Raw genomic sequence first — 16,133 nt, forward strand, 5'->3', positions numbered from 1 at the left:
CCGGCCGAGCTAGCCGAAGGACTGCCGACCATCGACGAGCTCGAGGCCGAACTCGCCGACGCCAACGATCACGACATGGGGGACAAAGCATGGCACCGCAGACAGGATTCAACGAGGACCACTGGGAAGCCCTCGCCCTCGAGCGACTCGGCGACCAGAACTGGCGCCCCGCCCACGGGGACCAGATCGCCCCCGGCACCGACGAGCGCGACTCCTGGGACGAACTGCTCATCAAGCCCCGTCTCCTCGCGGCCCTGCGCCGGCTCAACCCCGGCGTCCCCGAGCAGTACCTGCAACAGGCCCTCGCCGAGATCGTCGCGCCCACTTCCCAGGACGCCATCACTGAGAACCACCGCATCCACCAGATGTACACGGACGGGCACCGCATCTCCTACCTGGACTCGGACGGCACCGAGCACAACCCGACGCTGCGGCTCATCGGCGCCGAGGAGACCGACAACGACTGGCTCGCCGTCAACCAAGTCACCCTGGTCCAGGGCGACTACCGCCGCCGCTTCGACGTCGTGCTCTACTGCAACGGCATGCCGGTGAGCATCATGGAGCTCAAGAAGGCCGGCTCCAAGACGGCCGACGTCGCCGCCGCCCACTCCCAGCTGCAGACCTATCTGCGCGAGTTCCCGCTCGCCTTCCGCTTCTCCCTCTTCACGTTCGCCTCCGACGGGATCGACGCGAAGTACGGCACCCCGTTCACGCCGCTGAACCACTTCTCCCCCTGGAATGTGGACGACGACGGAGCCCCCGTCCCGCCCGGATTCAGCGTCGACGGCGACGCCCAACTCCCGATCGAGACCGCGATCGACGGCCTCTACAATCCCATGCGCTTCCTGCAGTTGCTGCGCTCCTTCACGGCCTTCGATTCCACCTCCGAGGGCCTCCTCAAGCGCATCGCCAAGCCGCACCAGTATTTCGCCGTGACCAAGGCGGTCGGCTCCACCGTCGACGCCGTCCGCACCAACGGCAAGGCCGGCGTCGTCTGGCACACCCAAGGCTCCGGAAAGTCCATGGAGATGGAGCTCTACGCCGCCTCCGTCATGCGCCACCCGGACCTGAAGAACCCGACGATCGTGGTCATCACCGACCGCAACGAGCTCGACGGCCAGCTGTACTCCGGGTTCTCCCGCTCCCTCCTCCTGCCGGACACCCCGCAGCAGGTGCGGCGCCGGTCCGAGCTGCGCGAGGAACTGTCCGGACGCGTGACCGGAGGGATCTACTTCACCACCCTGCAGAAGTTCGGCCGCTCCAAAGAGGAGAAGGACGCCGGGCTCGACCACCCGCTGCTCAGCGACCGCAAGAACATTATCGTGATCGTCGACGAGGCCCACCGGAGCCACTACGACGACCTCGACGGCTACGCCCGCCACCTGCGCGACGCCCTGCCGAACGCCACGCTGATCGCGTTCACGGGCACGCCCATCTCCCTCGAGGACCGCAATACTCGGGAGGTCTTCGGCGACTACATCGACGTCTACGACCTCTCCCGGGCGGTCGACGACGGCGCGACCGTGCCCGTGCTGTTCGAGCCGCGCCTGATCAAGGTGCAGCTTGCCGACGAGATCACGGAAGAAGATCTGAACTCGGCGGCCGACGAGGCCACACTCGGCCTCGACGACACCGAGCGCGCCCGCGTGGAGCAGTCGGTCGCCGTCATCAACGCGGTCTACGGGGCGCCCGAACGGCTCGAAGAGCTGGCCAGGGACCTCATCACCCACTGGGAACGACGTCGGGCATCAATGGCCGGGTTCATCGCGGACGGAGACGGAACGCCCGGCGTCGGCAAGGCCCTCATCGTCGGCGGCACGCGCGAGATCTGCGCGAATCTCTACACGCAGATCGTCAAGCTGCGGCCAGACTGGCACTCCGACAACGAAGCCCAGGGCAGGATCAAGGTCGTCTACTCCGGCACGGCCACCGACGCCCCGCCGGTCTCCGAGCACGTGCGGCGGGACTCCGCCAACAACACCATCAAGGAGCGCCTGAAGGACCCGGAGGACTCGCTGGAGCTGGTGATCGTCAAGGACATGATGCTCACCGGATTCGACGCCCCTCCCCTGCATACCCTCTACCTCGACCGCCCGCTCAAGGGTGCGCTGCTCATGCAGACGCTCGCCCGAGTGAACCGCACGTTCCGCGGCAAGCGGGACGGGCTGCTCGTGACCTTCGCTCCCCTGGTAGACAACCTGGCCAAGGCGCTGGCCGAATACTCGAAGAACGACCAGGCGACCAAACCCGTCGGCAGGAGCGTGGACGAGGAAGTCGGCGTGGTCGCCGAGCTCCTGGCCCAAGCCCGGGACGTGCTCTCCGGCTACGACTGGAAGGCCGTGCTGAACAAGCCCGGCCCCAAGGCGTTCCTCAACGCCGTGACCGGCGCCGTCAACTACCTCCGTGACCCGAAGACCCCGGGCAATGCACCCGACGACGACGGCGCCCAGCCCCTCGCCGTCCGCTTCCGCGAAGTCGCGGGCCGGCTCGCGCGCGCCTGGGCCCTGTGCACCGGGTCCGGACAGCTCGAGGAGCTGCGGCCGGAGATCCAGGTCTACGAGGAGATCCGGGTCTGGATGGGCAAGTTCGACGCCCAGGATCGCCAGGCCCGGGGCGAGCCGGTGCCGGAGGAGATCCAGCGGATGCTGAGCCAGCTCATCAACACCGCGACCGACGCCACCGGAGAAGTACTCGACATCTACGCGGCCGCAGGCATGCCCAAGCCCTCGCTCGGGGACCTGACTCCGGAGTTCGTGGCCCAGACGCAGCAGGCCAAGAACCCGCAGCTGGCCATCGAAGCCCTGCGAAAACTCGTGGCCGAGGAATCCGCGCAGGCCACCAAGCACAACACCATCCGGCAACGCGCGTTCTCCGAGCGCATCACCGACTTGATGATCAAGTACACCAACCAGCAGCTGACCTCCGCGGAAGTCGTCGCCGAGCTGGTGGAGCTGGCCAAGGAGGTTGCCCACGAGCAGGACCGCGGCCTGCACTTCTCACCGCCTCTGGACCAGGACGAGCTGGCGTTCTACGACGCGGTGGCACTCAACGAGTCGGCCGTGGATCTCCAGGGCGAGGGCATGCTCGCGGAGATCGCGCGCCAGTTGGTGAAGGTGATGCGCCGCGACGTCCGCACCGACTGGACGGTGCGGGAGGATGTCCGGGCGAAGCTCCGCTCCTCGGTCAAACGGCTTCTGGTCCTGAACGGCTACCCGCCGGACAAGCAGCCGGAAGCCATCAAGCTGGTCATCGAGCAGATGGAATCGATGGCCCAAGGGCGATCTGCTGAAGCCTGGACCACGGCATGAGCGATCCGGTCCAATCAGACAACGAAGGACACACGATGACAGCAAGGCGCCGGTTGGAGGCACTCGCTTGGAAGGAAGGCAAGTGGTGGTACGCGGAGATCCCTGAAATCGGCCGCTTGACCTGCGCGAGGAAGCGTCGAAACATCAAGGCGTTTGCCCGAGACCTCGCGGCGGTGACCCTCGACGTCGCCGAGAAGGAACTCGACGTTCGGATCAACTTCATCCGCCCCGCCGATCGCGCCCAGACGTTGTAACTTAGGTTCGGCTAGGCACGACGCGCGAACTCCCAACTCCCAAAAAAGTTGGGAGTTCGTTGGGAATTGATCGCCCATCAACGGATCAGCAGATCCCACAGCCGAGTAGATCGCCGAACTACAGCATGTTGGAAACATGCAAAGCTCGTTCACACGTCGTGGAGACGTTGAAAAAAATCGCTCAATTTTTTACACGTCCCAAGAACCTTGCTAGTTTTTTTACATGACTTCGTGGCGAGCAGACGCACCCTACAACGACCTGCCTTCTCTTCCACCGCCTGTCGATGTCGAGACGAAGAAGGTTCTCAAGCTCACGATCGAAGCCAGGGCCTCATTGTCTGCCCTCAATCAGGCCACCAGTGCCATGACGAATCCTCGTGTTCTCATCAACGCGATTCCACTACTGGAAGCTCAGGCGAGCTCGGAAGTCGAGAACATCGTCACCACCGCCGACGATCTCTTCCGTCACGCCGAAGACGAACCTTCTGCGGACCCCGCCACCCGTGAAGCCCTGAGCTACAGAACCGCCTTGCTGGAAGGCGCCCGGCTAGTGTCGGAACGCGGGATCGTCACGTCGAACACGGCGTGTGAGGTCTGCTCGACCATCAAGCGGCACCGCATGGACCTCCGCACCGGCGACGGAACATTTATCGGCAACCCACTGACGAAGAAGGCTGTCTACACTCCACCGTCCGGCCGCTCGACCATCGATCAAAAACTGAGTGCCTGGGAAGACTTCGCCAACTCGGGCGAAGGATTGGATCCTCTCATCCGTATGGCGCTGGCCCACTACCAGTTCGAGGCCATCCACCCCTTCGACGATGGAAACGGGCGCACCGGACGCATCCTCAATGTTTTGATGCTGATGTCCAACGGCCTCCTCAACCAGCCCGTCCTGTACCTCTCTCGGTACATCATCAGCAGGAAGAACGACTACTACGACGCCCTCCTAGCCGTCACGGCCGAAGGCGCTTGGATCCCCTGGGTCGAGTACATGCTCGATGCCGTCCGGGCGACCTCTGTATCGACACTGTCCAAGATCGGACGCATCATTGATCTACAACTGGCCCTCAAGGCTCACATCGGATCATCGATTCCGGGCGCGCACGTGGCACTGATAGACGTCCTCTTCGAGCAGCCCTACTGCCGGATCTCAAACGTGATGTCGGCATGCGAAGTCTCGCGTCCGACTGCTACCAAGTGGCTCAAAGCACTCGTCGACGCCAACATCCTGGTCGCCACGACCATGGGTCGCGAAAAGCTCTTCGTCAACTGGCGCTTCATGGAACTGCTCACCAGCGATGAGTCCGAGGCCGGCGGCGCACAGGACTCACTTTTCTAGACAGACGCCAAATTGCCGCTCAGTCGCGGGTGCGCGGCGACGGGGTGCCCGGAGCGATGCGCTCCCAAGTGTCGTCATACAGCGGGGCCGGGCCGTCGCCCTCGCCCACCCGAGCGGCCGGCGCGGGGCGCGCGTCCTGGCGGGCGGCGTCGTCGTGGGCCTCGAAGGCCGGCTCGAGACCCTCGGCGGCCGCGGCCGCCGGGTCAGCCTGCTCCGCCGCGGTCCACTCGGCGTGCAGCGCGTGGATGCGCTCGTTGAGCTGGGACTCGTAGAACTCGCGGTACTGGGCGTCGATGTCCGCCTCGATCTCGGCGCGCTCGGCGGCCTTCGCCTCCGCCGACGCGGCGTATTCGGCGTCGAGCACGGCCTGAGCTTCATCGCGCATCTGCGCGGCCTCAGCCCGCTTCTGGTACATGTGCACCGTGAGGTGCGTAATGGCCAGCAGGACCACCGGCGGCATCGCGGCGACGAGCGCCGAGACGACCGGTGGGATGCCCGACTGCGTGCCCTCGACGGTGAGGATCGCGTGCACGGAGTTCGCCGCCGTCGAGACGATCGCGCCGAAGAACAGCAGCGCCCACGGGTAGACCAGGGCCTTGCGCGGGTGCCCGTTGAGGGCGACAATCGCGACCGTGGCGGCGACGATCATGCCGTCGACGATGATGGGCCAGATCCATGCCAGGTGCGACTCGATGCCCGAGCGCTCGGCCAGGTCAGTCAACGCCGCGAACGACAGGACGAACGCGCCGATCGCGATGACGACCGTCGCCCCGACGGCCGTCCAGAGCACGGCCTTGTGCGGCTCGTTCGGGATCTTCTGCTGGTCCTGATCAATCATTCGGCGGTACTTCCTCACACTGTGCGGGTCGGGACGCTCCCCGCCCCCATAGCATTTTATCCGCACGGAGTGACGACAAGATGACGCGCACCTGAGAAAAGGGCGAACCGGCCTACAGCCAGGCCGGCGCGTTCCCGGGTTCCCCGCCGTTCCACCCGTCGCCGGTGAAGCGCAGCGACGCGAGCGAGCGGGCCCGGCCGACCGCCCACGCCGTCAGCTCCGGCAGCGGCCCCGAGACCTCGGTAACGCCGGGCGCGGGGCCGCCTGCGGACGGGCCGAGCGCCAGGCCCCGGGCGTCGCCGTTCCGCGCCCACGATTCCTCGATGTCGGCCAGCAGGTGCCGCAGTACGTCCTCGGGCAGGTCGCCGAAGCCCGCCCCGCTGTCCAGGTCGATGGCGTGCAGCCACAGCTCGCGGGCGCGCAGCCACACGGTCGCCCGCGCCGGCAGCGGGTCGTCCTGCCGCGTCTTGACCTCGGCGGACCACACGGCATCCGTTGCCCGCTGCCAGAGGTGGTCCAGAGCGTCCTGCGAGTCGGCGAAGAGGTAGTGCAGCTGCCCCGGGTCGAGCGCGGCGCCGGCCTCGATCTCCTCGTCGCGCGCCGCCTCGGAGACGTACATCGGCGTCTCGATGCCGGTCTCGGCCCACCTCATGAGGCGGGCGAGGGCGTGCGCGTTGTATCCGACGTGGGCGACGACGTGCGCGCGCGTCCACCCCGGCAGCAGCGAATCGGCGGCAAATTCGTCGTCCTCGAGCTCGTCGAGCCGGTTCCGGAAGTAGTCGGCCGCGCGCCGGGCCTCGGTCAGCTCATCCTCCAGCGCGGGATCGACGGTGGCGTCTCGGTGTGCATCCATGGCGGGGTCCCTCCGGCTCGGCGACGAGGTGCTGACAACAGCATCCCACAACCTCCCACCCCCGGTCAGGCCCGGGGGCGCAATCTAAGTTAATGACTGCTAACATCGGAAATGTAACCCGCATCACAGACCGGCGTAGGTGGCGACCCCACTCGCCGGCGAACCCGCGCAGCACCCACGCGCACCCGAGGGGACACCATGGATTTCGCACCCACACCGGCGCAGCAGCGCTTCGTCGAATCGGCCCGGGCCATCGCCGAGCAGATCGCGCCCGACTACGCCGCCCGCGAGCGCGCCGGCCGAATCGAGCCCGCCCTCATGGCCGAGATCGGGTCCCGCGGCCTCATCGCCCCCGAGTTGCCCGCGGAGCTCGGCGGGCGCGGCGAGTCCCACCTCACGTCCGGCCTGATCACCGAGGAGATCGCGCGCGGGGACTTCAACGTCGCCTACCTGCAGATCATCGGCTCGCTCGTCGGGCACATCATCGCGCACAACGCGCACGACGACGTCGCCTCCCGCTGGGTGCCCCGCATCAGCTCGGGCGCGGGGCTGATCGGGATCGGCCTCTCGGAGCCGGCCGCCGGATCCGACGCCGGAAACCCCTCGCTCTGCGCGCGCCGCGAGGCTGGCGGCTGGGTGCTCACGGGCACCAAGTCGATGTCGTTCGCCATGGCCGCCGAGGCCGCCGTCGTGTTCGCCAAGACCGACCCCGACGCCTCGCGCGGGCACGGGATCACCGCGTTCCTCCTGGACGTGACGGCGCTCGAGGAGGCCGGCACGCTGACCCGGGAGGCGATCGACGACATGGGCACGCGCGCCGTGGCCCGCGGGCTCGTACACCTGGCCGACGCGTGGATCCCGGAGGCCGCGATGCTCGGCGCCGAGGGGCAGGGCTTCATCTCCGTCATGCAGGGCTTCGATTTCTCGCGCGCGCTGATCGGCCTGCAGTGCCTGGGCCCGGCCGCCGCCTCGGTCGACGAGACGTGGGAGTACACCCGCAACCGCCAGGCGTTCGACCACCCGCTCTCCAGCTTCCAGGGCGTCGCGTTCCCGCTCGCCGAGGCGGAGACGCTCATCGCTGCGGCCCGCCTGCTCTGCCACCGGACCCTCTGGCTCAAGGACCAGGGCCTGCCGCACACCGCGGATGCGGCCATGTGCAAGTGGCTCGCACCGAAGACCGCGTACGACGTCATCAACCAGTGCCTGCTGCTGCACGGCCAGCTCGGCTACACGCGCAAGCTCCCGTTCGAGCAGCGGCTGCGCGACGTCCTCGGCCTGCAAATCGGCGACGGCACCGCCCAGATCATGAAGATGGTCATTGCCCGGCACAAAGTGGGCCGCGAGTTCGCCCCGTAGACAAGGAACCACGGAAGAAGGAGCCATATGAGTCACGAACCGACCCCCGAACTGACCGGACGGACCGCACTGGTCACGGGCGCCGCCTCCGGCATCGGCCGGGGCATCGCGCACGAACTCGCGGCGCGGGGCGCCTCCGTCGTCGTGCTGGACATCAACGACGAAGCCGGGCACGACGCCGCCGCGCACCTGCCGCGCGTCGGCGGCGCCCGGCACTCGGCGCTCGCCACGGACGTGACGGACCGGGCGTCGGTGGACGCCGCGGTCGCCACCGCGCGCGAGGAACACGGGCGAATCGACGTGCTCGTGAACAACGCGGGCTGGGACAAAGTCGGCCCGTTCGTCGACACCGATCCGGCCCTGTGGGAGAAGATCATCGGGATCAGCCTCTACGGGACGCTGAACCTGTGCCACGCGGTAGCCCCGGTCATGGCGGAGCAGCGGGCGGCGGACGATTCCTTCAGCGGGCGGATCGTCAACATCGCCTCCGACGCCGGGCGCGTTGGCTCTACCGGTGAGGCCGTGTACTCGGCCGCGAAGGGCGGGGTCATCGCGTTCACCAAGACGCTGGCCCGCGAGATCGCCCGGCACCAGGTCACCGTGAACTGCGTGTGTCCGGGCCCGGCCGACACGCCCCTGTTCGACTCGATCAGCGCCGACAGCCCAAAGCTGCGCGAGGCGCTCATCAAGGCGATCCCGCTGCGCCGTCTCGCCCAGCCGGAGGACCTCGCGGCCGCGGTCGCGTTCTTCGCCTCCCCGGCCGCCGGCTACGTCACCGGCCAGACCCTCTCGGTCAGCGGCGGGCTCACGATGGCGTAGCCATTTGAGGCAAAAGCACGCAGGCGTTTTTACGTTAGCGCCACGCGGTGCCTGCGAGTACGACGGCGGCGCTGGCCAGCACTGCACGCACCGTATTGGCAGCACCCCAGCGGCGTGCATAGCGGTCCCAGAACACAGCACCTTCCCGTTCGAGGCGCCGGTTGAGTGGAACGTTGACAGCCACCGTCACCACGGTGCTTGACAGCGAAGCCGCCGCGACCCACCACTGCTCCGGAGCCTCACGCGCGTTCGTGCTGGCCGCCAGCGCAACTGCGGCGAGCGCCACGGCACCAAAAACCGCCACGAACGGACCACGTTCGGCCACCCGGTTAATAGTCACCATCGCTGCGGTAGCGGCCGGCGCCTCGAGCCGTTTCAGCGCTGGGATAACCAACGTGGCGAATCCGGCGTAGACCCCGCCAACCACACCGGCGCCGACCACCGCAACGGTTAGGATCATGCCCACGCCCCGGCGGCGGCCGCCCTGCGCGCATACTCGCGCAGCGGTGAGGCGGGGCGCCCCAGGAGCTCCTGGATGCCACCAGCCAAGGAGGCATTCCGCCCGTCCAGGATGTCCGTGAACAAACCCGCCAACGGTTCAGCTTCTTGCGCCGGCACACCGTCAGCGGCCAGGTCCGCAAGAAAGGTAGGAACGTCGACGGCTTCGAAGGTAACGGAGCGTCCGCCCGCCACGGACAGGACCTGGGCGGCGTCAGCGAACGTCAGCAGCTCCGGGCCTGACAGTTCATACGTCCTGTCCTCGGGATCCGTCGAGGTCAGGGCAACTACCGCAGCATCAGCGACATCTTCCAGATCCAGAAAAGCCTCCGGGACATCCGGCGCCGGGAGCCGCAACCGACCACGTCGGACAGGGCCGGCCAAGAAGTGCTCAGAGAAGTTCTGTTGAAACCACGAACAGCGCAGGACCGTTGTCGGCACACCGGCTTCGCGCAAGGCCGCTTCACTGGCGCGGGCGCCTTCTTCTCCTCTACCAGAGAGCAACACCAGCCGTTCCACTCCTTCCGCGGCGGCCATTCGGCCCAGCTCGCGCATCTTCTCCGGGACGCCGGGAAAAGCCAGATCGGGAGCGAAACAGACGTACGCCGCGGTGACGCCCGCCAGTGGAGCGGGCCAGGAGGTGGCTGAGTCCCAATCGAATCCGGTGCGGCGTGAGGCATAACGTACGGGCCGGCCAGCTGCGGTGAGACGGTCAAATATGCGGGTGCCGGTTCGTCCGGGGCCGCCGATGATCAAGGTTGTCATAACACCATCTCATCCCACTCAACGAAGACTTTGAATGCCTTGAACTCGCCTAAAGCTTTGCCAGCGTCCAAAATGTTCAGCATGGATCCAATCACACACTTCCTCGACGGTCCGCGGGCTGCGCGCGCTTTTGCCCTGTCGATGAACATGAGTGCGCCGTGGGGCCTGACGGTGCGCGACCACGCGGCACTCACGGTCCTGACCGTCACGCGTGGTACGGCACTAGTGGACGGCAGGCGCCTGGACGAAGGTGACGTTGCGCTTGTTCGCGGCCCCCAGCCGTACTACGTGAGCGATACCGCGGGGAGTCCGCCAACCATCGAGATCACCCCGGGTCAGCGCTGCAGCACCCTCGATGGCCGGGACCTCCGCGAGGAACTCCGGCACGGGATCCGCCATTGGGGCAACACGGCTGACGGCGAAACGTCCCTCTTGGTCGGCACGTACGAACGCTCTGAAGCAGCCGGCGGCCTGGTCACTCGCGCGCTTCCCCGGCTGGTAGTTGTCCCACACACACTGACTAACCGCGCCCTCGTCAAGCTCATCGAACACGAAATGTCCCATCAAGACCCCGCCGCACAGATAGTTCTCGACCGGCTGCTCGACGTCTTGGTGGTCAGCACCATCCGCGCGTGGCTTGAAAGCCCCGAACGCCCGGCAAATGCCACCTGGTTGACGTGTGACGACCCGATGGTCTTAGACGCACTAGAGCTTCTACACGCTGAGCCGGCAGCGCCGTGGACGGTGGAATTACTGGCCCGCCGAGTCAACGTCTCGCGTGCCTCATTGGCGGCACGGTTCCGGGCGGGTGTCGGGGAACCGCCCATTAGCTACCTGACCCGGTGGCGGCTCACGCTCGCTGGCGATCTGCTGCACACCCGTGGCACCAGTGTCGCCGACGTGGCACGCAGCGTCGGCTACGACAACGCTTTCGCCTTCAGCACCGCGTTTAAGCGGCAGGTCGGATCCAGTCCCACCGAGTACCGCCGCCTCTCCCGATGACTGACACCGACACGTAGGATCGGGCCATGACGCGGAAACTCGCACTGCTGGACGACTATCAGGACGTCGCGCGCGACGTCGCCGCCTGGGACGACCTGGACGGCTGGGAGGTGCACTCCTTCCGCCGCCACTTGCGCGGGCGCGAGCTGACGGCCGCGCTCACCGGGTTCACCGCCGCCGTCGCCATGCGCGAGCGCACGGCCTTCGACCGGGAGGTGCTCGAGCGCCTGCCCGACCTCGAACTGCTCGTCACGACGGGCGCGCGGAACGCCTCGATCGACATCGCCGCCGCGACCGATCTGGGCGTCACCGTCTGCGGGACGGATTCCTCCCCAGCCGCCGCCCCCGAGCTGACGTGGGCGCTGCTGATGGCGGCCGTGCGGGACATCCCCGGGCAGCAGGCCGCGCTGAGGGCGGGCCGCTGGCAGACCGGCGTCGGCGGCGAGCTGGCGGGGCGGACGCTCGGCCTCCTCGGGCTCGGGAAGATCGGCACGCGCGTCGCCGGGTACGGCCGCGCGTTCGGCATGGACGTGATCGCCTGGAGCGAGAACCTCACCGCCGAGCGGGCCGCGGCCGCCGGCGCACGCCGCGTGGGGAAGCAGGAGCTCTTCGCGGAGTCCGACGTCGTCGCCATCACGACCCGACTCTCCGAGCGCACGCGCGGGATCGTCGGACGGGCCGAGCTCGAGGCCCTCGGCCCCGACGGGCTCCTGGTCAACACTTCCCGCGCCGGGATCGTCGACACCGACGCCCTGCTGGAGGCGCTGCACGACGGCGGCCTCGGCGGGGCTGCGCTCGACGTGTTCGATGTCGAGCCCCTCCCGCTAGGACACCCGCTACTCGAGGCCCCGCGCACCCTGCTGACCCCGCACCTCGGCTACGTCACGCGCGAGCAGTACCGCGTCTTCTACCGGGACGCCCTCGAGGACGTGCGGGCGTGGACGGCAGGCGCTCCGCTCCGCGTCGTCACGTAGCCGGGTGGGAGCGGGTCCCCAACCGGATACCGAGAAAGCCAGCCGAGAGCCGCTCGGTCAGCCCACGCCCCCACGTTCCGTCGGCGCCTTCCAGACCTCCGCCGGGTCGATCGCTGTGTTGATCTCGCGACTGATGGCACCGAGCTTGCGCGTCTGCGCCTCAGTGAGGGGGTCGAAGACCAGTCGCTTCACGAGGGCATGGTGCGCCGGCGTCGCCTGCCAGAGCATTTCCTCTCCGTCGTCGGTGAGCACTGCCTTCGAGACGCGACCATCGAGCTCGTCGACCGCTCGCCGCACCAGCCCCTTCTTCTCCAAGCGTGTGACAGCACGGGACAGGCGCGAGAGCGTGCAGTTCGCATAGCCAGCGAGCTGGCTCATCCGCAAGGCCCTGTCCGGGGCGGCGCCCAAGGCGAATAGGAGCCCGTGCTCGAAGTGGGTCAGGTCGCTGTCGCGCTGCAGTTGGGCATCCAGCGCCGCCGGCAGCCGTTCGAGCAGCGTAGCGACGGCGGCCCAAATCTCCAGCTGTTCGGTGTCGAGGCCCGACGCGGACGTGGGTGGATTCATGCGCTGAACCTATAACAAGTTACTTGCGCAGGAAAGTTATTCCGCCTACATTTACTTGCCTAGGCAAGTAAATGGCGCCCAGCGCCACGAGGGAAGTGGTCACCATGAAGAAGCAACTGCACGGCAAGACGGCATTCGTGAGCGGCTCAACGCAAGGCATCGGCTTCGCGATCGCTTCGGCACTGGCAGACGAGGGTGCTCGGGTCATTGTCAACGGACGCAGCACCTCCTCCGTCGAGCACGCCGTATCCCGGCTCCGCTCCGACCATGCCGGCATAGACCATGATGGAATTGCGGCGGACTTCGCCCGGCCCGAGGAGGTCGCACGACTCCTGGCAGTACTGGGAGACGTCGACATTCTCATCAACAATGTCGGGATCTTCGGAGTGGCCGACTTCCCTGCCATTTCGGATGACGAGTGGGCCCGCTACCTCGACATCAACTTGATGAGCGGCGTCCGCTTGTCGCGCCACGCGCTTCCTGCGATGCTCGAGCGGGGCTGGGGTCGCATCGTGTTCATCAGCAGCGAATCGGGCGTCAACGTCCCTGCCGACATGGTGCACTACGGAGTGACGAAATCAGCGATGATCGCCCTCGGCAATGGGCTCGCCAAGCTCACGCGAGGCACGGAGGTCACCGTCAACACCGTGCTCGGAGGACCAACGTACTCCAACGGTGTCGCTGAAGCGGTCGAAACATTGGCAGACGCCCGGTCCCTGCCCGTCGAGGAGATCAAGTCTGCGATCATCAGCGGGAGGACAACCACGCTTCTCGAGCGCTTCATCGACCCTTCTGAGATCGCCCACCTCGTCACGTACCTCGCGAGCCCACGGTCCTCCGCGACCAATGGCGCTGCCGTCCGAGCCGACGGTGGAGTGCTCACCGGCGTGCTCTAGTCCCGCGAGGGCGAGCGTCACACGAAACCAGAAATGACACGGCCGCACGAGCCCAGCCGGCGGGAGCGATCAAGCGCGGGCGGGCACGGTCGTAGCCGGGGTCTCGGCGAGCCAGGCGAGGACCGCCTCGCGGTCGCCGTCGAGCCGGGGCGGGGCGCCGTCGTATTCGACGGGCGTGCGGGAGAACGTGGCCGGGTTCCGCACCGTGGGCACGGTCCGGCCGCTGTGGCCGGTCTCGACCACCGGGGCCAGCCCCAGGGACTCGGCGAACTCGACGCCACCGGCGATCGAGAGGATCGGTGCGCACGGGACGCCCGCGGCCCGCAGCAGCTCGAACCACTCCGCCGCGACGCGGCGGGCAAGCGCCTCGTTCAGCAGCGGGCGCAGCTCCTCGCGGTTCACGCTGCGGGCGTGCGAGGTCGCGAAGCGCCCGTCCGCGGCGGCGTCGATGCCGAGCACGGCGCAGAGCCGGGCGAACTGGGCGTCGTTGCCGACCGCGATCACGATCTGCCCGTCGCGGGCCGGGAACGGCCCGTACGGAAACAGGCTCGGGTGGTCGTTGCCCATCCGGCACGGCACGACGCCGCCGGCGACATAGGCGGATGCCTGGTTGACGAGCCCGGAGAGCGCGGACGTCAGCAGATCGAACTCCACGTGCTGGCCATGCCCGGAGGCCTGCGCCTCCGTATACGCGGCGAGGGTCCCGACCGCGGCGTGCAGGCCCGTGATGACGTCGAACAGGGCGACGCCGCCGCGCATCGGCTCCCCGTCCGCCTCGCCCGTGACCGACATGAACCCCGAGGCGGCCTGGGCGAGCAGGTCGTAGCCGGGCAGCCCGGCTCCCGCCCCGGTGCCGAATCCCGTGATCGACGTGTAGACGAGCGCCGGGTGCCGGGCCGCGAGGGTCTCGAAGTCGAGCCCGCGCTTGGCCAGCGAGCCGGGCCGGAAGTTCTCGATGAGGATGTCGGCCCGGGAGATGACCGCGTCGAGCACGCGGCGGTCCGCGTCGTCGTCGAAATCCAGTGCGATCGAGTGCTTGTTGCGGTTCGCGGCCAGGAAGTACGTGCTCTCGCCGTCGCGCTCGGGCGGGGACCACGCGCGGGTGTCGTCGCCGCCGCGGCTCTCCACCTTGATTACGGTGGCGCCCATGTCCGCGAGCAGCATCGTCGCGTAGGGTCCGGCGAGGACGCGGCTCAGGTCCGCGACGACGACGCCGGCGAGCGGTCCCGTGCGCGGCCGGCCGGGGACCGGTGATTCGTCGGTGCTGCGCGGCATCGTCGCTCCTTGGATTGCGGGTGGATCTCCATCGTGACCGAAAGATCCGTTAAGCTGAAATACCGAATCGAAGGCCGATTGATACCTATGAGACATATATAGGCGTCGCGGTTCCGCCGGGCACCGGCGTGGGAGATGCTTGCCAGCAGCACCGTTCAGTTCCGAGGAAGGACCCCCATGACCGAGACCGCCCTCGCCGGGTCGCCCCTGGCCGAGATGCTCGAGTGCCCATCACTGTTCAGCGCCGACGAGCTCGGACTGCGAGATGCGGTGCGCGAGTTCGTCGATCACCGGGTCCGCCCGAACATCGCCGACTGGTACGAGTCGGCCCGATTCCCGGTCGAGCTCGTGCAGGAATTCGGAGAGCTCGGGCTGCTCGGCATGCACTTGGACGGCTACGGCTGCGCCGGCCGCACCGCCGTCGAGTACGGAATCGCCGCCCAGGAGCTGGAGGCCGGGGACTCGGGGCTGCGCACGTTCGTCTCCGTCCAGGGGTCGCTCGCGATGACGGCGATCCACCGCCACGGTTCCGAGGAGCAGAAGGTGCGCTGGCTCCCGTCCATGGCGCGCGGCGAGACGATCGGCTGCTTCGCGCTCACCGAGCCGGAGGCCGGCTCGGACCCCGGGGCGATGACGACGACGGCCGTCGAGTCCGGCGGCGAGTGGGTCCTCAACGGTTCCAAGCGGTGGATCGGTCTGGCGACGATCGCCGACGTCGCGATCGTCTGGGCCAAGGCTGCCGTCGACGGCGGGCGGGAGCGGGTGCGCGGGTTCATCATCCCGACGGACACCCCCGGCTTCTCCGCCCGCCCGATCGAGCCGAAGCTGTCGATGCGCGCGTCGATCCAGTGCGACGTCGAGCTGCAGGGCGTGCGCCTGCCGTACGACGCGATCCTGCCGGAGAACGCCGGACTCGCCGGCCCGCTCGCGTGCCTCGACGAGGCCCGGTACGGCATCGTCTGGGGCGTCGTCGGCGCCGCACGCGACGCACTGACGCAGGCCGCCGGCTACGCGCAGGAGCGCACGCCGTTCGGCCAGCCGCTCGCCTCCTACCAGCTCACCCAGCGCAAACTCGTGGACCTGGCCCTCGAGGTGCACAAGGCCCAGCTGCTCGCGATCAATATCGGACGGCTCAAGGACGCCGGGACGCTGCCGAAGCCGCTGATCTCCGCGGGCAAGCTCAACAACTGCCGCACCGCCATCGAGGTGTGCCGCGAGGCCCGGACAATCCTCGGCGGCAACGGCGTCACGCTCGACTACTCGCCGCTGCGGCACGCGAACAACCTCGAATCGGTGCGCACGTACGAGGGCACCGACGAGGTGCACACGCTCATCCTCGGCCAGCACCTGACCGGGCACAACGCGTTCCGACCGGCCCGGGGGTAGCGC

Annotated in this window: 15 protein-coding genes; 9 read left to right on the plus strand and 6 right to left on the minus strand. The window is 67.9% G+C overall.

All coding sequences use genetic code 11. The features are described 5' to 3' along the window. Positions 1-89 precede the first annotated feature (89 nt). From EV380_RS12190 to EV380_RS12200, 3 genes are all read left to right on the plus strand, one after another. Positions 90-3,308: a type I restriction endonuclease subunit R gene (locus EV380_RS12190; protein ID WP_130451368.1), complete on the plus strand. Its 3,219-nt coding sequence runs from the start codon at positions 90-92 to the stop codon at positions 3,306-3,308. Then, positions 3,305-3,562, plus strand: coding sequence for a hypothetical protein (locus EV380_RS12195; protein ID WP_130451369.1), 258 nt, complete (start codon positions 3,305-3,307; stop codon positions 3,560-3,562). The genes EV380_RS12190 and EV380_RS12195 overlap by 4 nt, the downstream gene beginning before the upstream one ends. 223 nt (positions 3,563-3,785) lie before the next feature. Continuing rightward, the gene (locus EV380_RS12200) at positions 3,786-4,904 is read left to right on the plus strand and encodes a Fic family protein (protein ID WP_130451370.1); all 1,119 of its coding nucleotides are present in this window, start codon (positions 3,786-3,788) and stop codon (positions 4,902-4,904) included. A 19-nt stretch (positions 4,905-4,923) separates the two neighbouring features. On the opposite strand, the gene EV380_RS12205 is transcribed toward EV380_RS12200, so the two are convergent. Both EV380_RS12205 and EV380_RS12210 read right to left on the minus strand, forming a co-directional pair. Next, positions 4,924-5,742 (minus strand): DUF2637 domain-containing protein, encoded by an 819-nt coding sequence (locus EV380_RS12205; protein ID WP_130451371.1) that lies wholly within the window; start codon positions 5,740-5,742, stop codon positions 4,924-4,926. Between the two features lie 112 nt (positions 5,743-5,854). After that, a complete protein-coding gene (locus tag EV380_RS12210) occupies positions 5,855-6,595 on the minus strand; it encodes a maleylpyruvate isomerase family mycothiol-dependent enzyme (protein WP_130451372.1) in 741 nt (246 codons plus the stop codon). A 198-nt stretch (positions 6,596-6,793) separates the two neighbouring features. Between EV380_RS12210 and EV380_RS12215 the strand changes: the two genes are divergently transcribed. Together EV380_RS12215 and EV380_RS12220 are read left to right on the plus strand one after the other, a co-directional pair. Continuing rightward, a complete protein-coding gene (locus tag EV380_RS12215; protein ID WP_130451373.1) occupies positions 6,794-7,951 on the plus strand; it encodes an acyl-CoA dehydrogenase family protein in 1,158 nt (385 codons plus the stop codon). Positions 7,952-7,978: 27 nt separating this feature from the next. Then, positions 7,979-8,770 carry an SDR family NAD(P)-dependent oxidoreductase gene (locus EV380_RS12220; protein WP_130451374.1) on the plus strand — a complete coding sequence of 264 codons (792 nt, stop codon included), beginning with the start codon at positions 7,979-7,981 and terminating at the stop codon, positions 8,768-8,770. Positions 8,771-8,804: 34 nt separating this feature from the next. Here EV380_RS12220 and EV380_RS12225 read toward each other — a convergent pair whose 3' ends face one another. Next, entirely contained in the window at positions 8,805-9,230 is a 426-nt protein-coding gene (locus tag EV380_RS12225; RefSeq protein WP_130451375.1) for an anthrone oxygenase family protein, read from the minus strand. Beyond that, a complete protein-coding gene (locus EV380_RS12230; RefSeq protein WP_242607606.1) occupies positions 9,227-10,024 on the minus strand; it encodes a Rossmann-fold NAD(P)-binding domain-containing protein in 798 nt (265 codons plus the stop codon). The genes EV380_RS12225 and EV380_RS12230 overlap by 4 nt, the downstream gene beginning before the upstream one ends. A gap of 90 nt (positions 10,025-10,114) precedes the next feature. On the opposite strand from EV380_RS12230, the gene EV380_RS12235 reads away from it, so the two are divergent. Together EV380_RS12235 and EV380_RS12240 are read left to right on the plus strand one after the other, a co-directional pair. After that, positions 10,115-11,035, plus strand: a complete 921-nt coding sequence (locus EV380_RS12235) for an AraC family transcriptional regulator (protein WP_130451377.1) — start codon at positions 10,115-10,117, stop codon at positions 11,033-11,035. A 26-nt stretch (positions 11,036-11,061) separates the two neighbouring features. After that, entirely contained in the window at positions 11,062-12,009 is a 948-nt protein-coding gene (locus EV380_RS12240; protein ID WP_130451378.1) for a D-2-hydroxyacid dehydrogenase family protein, read from the plus strand. A 57-nt stretch (positions 12,010-12,066) separates the two neighbouring features. Here the strand turns inward: EV380_RS12240 and EV380_RS12245 are convergent, their stop codons facing one another. Then, entirely contained in the window at positions 12,067-12,573 is a 507-nt protein-coding gene (locus tag EV380_RS12245) for a MarR family winged helix-turn-helix transcriptional regulator (protein WP_130451379.1), read from the minus strand. A gap of 104 nt (positions 12,574-12,677) precedes the next feature. Here EV380_RS12245 and EV380_RS12250 point away from each other — a divergent pair, with 104 nt between their 5' ends. Next, the gene (locus EV380_RS12250; RefSeq protein WP_130451380.1) at positions 12,678-13,469 is read left to right on the plus strand and encodes an SDR family NAD(P)-dependent oxidoreductase; all 792 of its coding nucleotides are present in this window, start codon (positions 12,678-12,680) and stop codon (positions 13,467-13,469) included. A 69-nt stretch (positions 13,470-13,538) separates the two neighbouring features. Here the strand turns inward: EV380_RS12250 and EV380_RS12255 are convergent, their stop codons facing one another. Continuing rightward, positions 13,539-14,744 carry a CaiB/BaiF CoA transferase family protein gene (locus tag EV380_RS12255; protein ID WP_130451381.1) on the minus strand — a complete coding sequence of 402 codons (1,206 nt, stop codon included), beginning with the start codon at positions 14,742-14,744 and terminating at the stop codon, positions 13,539-13,541. Positions 14,745-14,921: 177 nt separating this feature from the next. Between EV380_RS12255 and EV380_RS12260 the strand changes: the two genes are divergently transcribed. Continuing rightward, entirely contained in the window at positions 14,922-16,130 is a 1,209-nt protein-coding gene (locus EV380_RS12260) for an acyl-CoA dehydrogenase family protein (RefSeq protein ID WP_130451382.1), read from the plus strand. Positions 16,131-16,133: the final 3 nt, after the last annotated feature.

The organism is Zhihengliuella halotolerans, assembly GCF_004217565.1.
GTDB classification, from domain to species: domain Bacteria; phylum Actinomycetota; class Actinomycetes; order Actinomycetales; family Micrococcaceae; genus Zhihengliuella; species Zhihengliuella halotolerans.

Excerpts from the sequence above, each read along its gene's own strand:
- EV380_RS12220 (WP_130451374.1), top strand. The coding sequence starts at position 7,979 with ATGAGTCACGAACCGACCCCCGAACTGACCGGACGGACCGCACTGGTC.
- EV380_RS12240 (WP_130451378.1), top strand. The coding sequence starts at position 11,062 with ATGACGCGGAAACTCGCACTGCTGGACGACTATCAGGACGTCGCGCGC.
- EV380_RS12250 (WP_130451380.1), top strand. The coding sequence starts at position 12,678 with ATGAAGAAGCAACTGCACGGCAAGACGGCATTCGTGAGCGGCTCAACG.
- EV380_RS12190 (WP_130451368.1), top strand. The coding sequence starts at position 90 with ATGGCACCGCAGACAGGATTCAACGAGGACCACTGGGAAGCCCTCGCC.
- EV380_RS12225 (WP_130451375.1), bottom strand. The coding sequence starts at position 9,230 with ATGATCCTAACCGTTGCGGTGGTCGGCGCCGGTGTGGTTGGCGGGGTC.
- EV380_RS12195 (WP_130451369.1), top strand. The coding sequence starts at position 3,305 with ATGAGCGATCCGGTCCAATCAGACAACGAAGGACACACGATGACAGCA.
- EV380_RS12260 (WP_130451382.1), top strand. The coding sequence starts at position 14,922 with ATGACCGAGACCGCCCTCGCCGGGTCGCCCCTGGCCGAGATGCTCGAG.
- EV380_RS12205 (WP_130451371.1), bottom strand. The coding sequence starts at position 5,742 with ATGATTGATCAGGACCAGCAGAAGATCCCGAACGAGCCGCACAAGGCC.
- EV380_RS12200 (WP_130451370.1), top strand. The coding sequence starts at position 3,786 with ATGACTTCGTGGCGAGCAGACGCACCCTACAACGACCTGCCTTCTCTT.
- EV380_RS12210 (WP_130451372.1), bottom strand. The coding sequence starts at position 6,595 with ATGGATGCACACCGAGACGCCACCGTCGATCCCGCGCTGGAGGATGAG.
- EV380_RS12215 (WP_130451373.1), top strand. The coding sequence starts at position 6,794 with ATGGATTTCGCACCCACACCGGCGCAGCAGCGCTTCGTCGAATCGGCC.
- EV380_RS12245 (WP_130451379.1), bottom strand. The coding sequence starts at position 12,573 with ATGAATCCACCCACGTCCGCGTCGGGCCTCGACACCGAACAGCTGGAG.
- EV380_RS12235 (WP_130451377.1), top strand. The coding sequence starts at position 10,115 with ATGGATCCAATCACACACTTCCTCGACGGTCCGCGGGCTGCGCGCGCT.
- EV380_RS12255 (WP_130451381.1), bottom strand. The coding sequence starts at position 14,744 with ATGCCGCGCAGCACCGACGAATCACCGGTCCCCGGCCGGCCGCGCACG.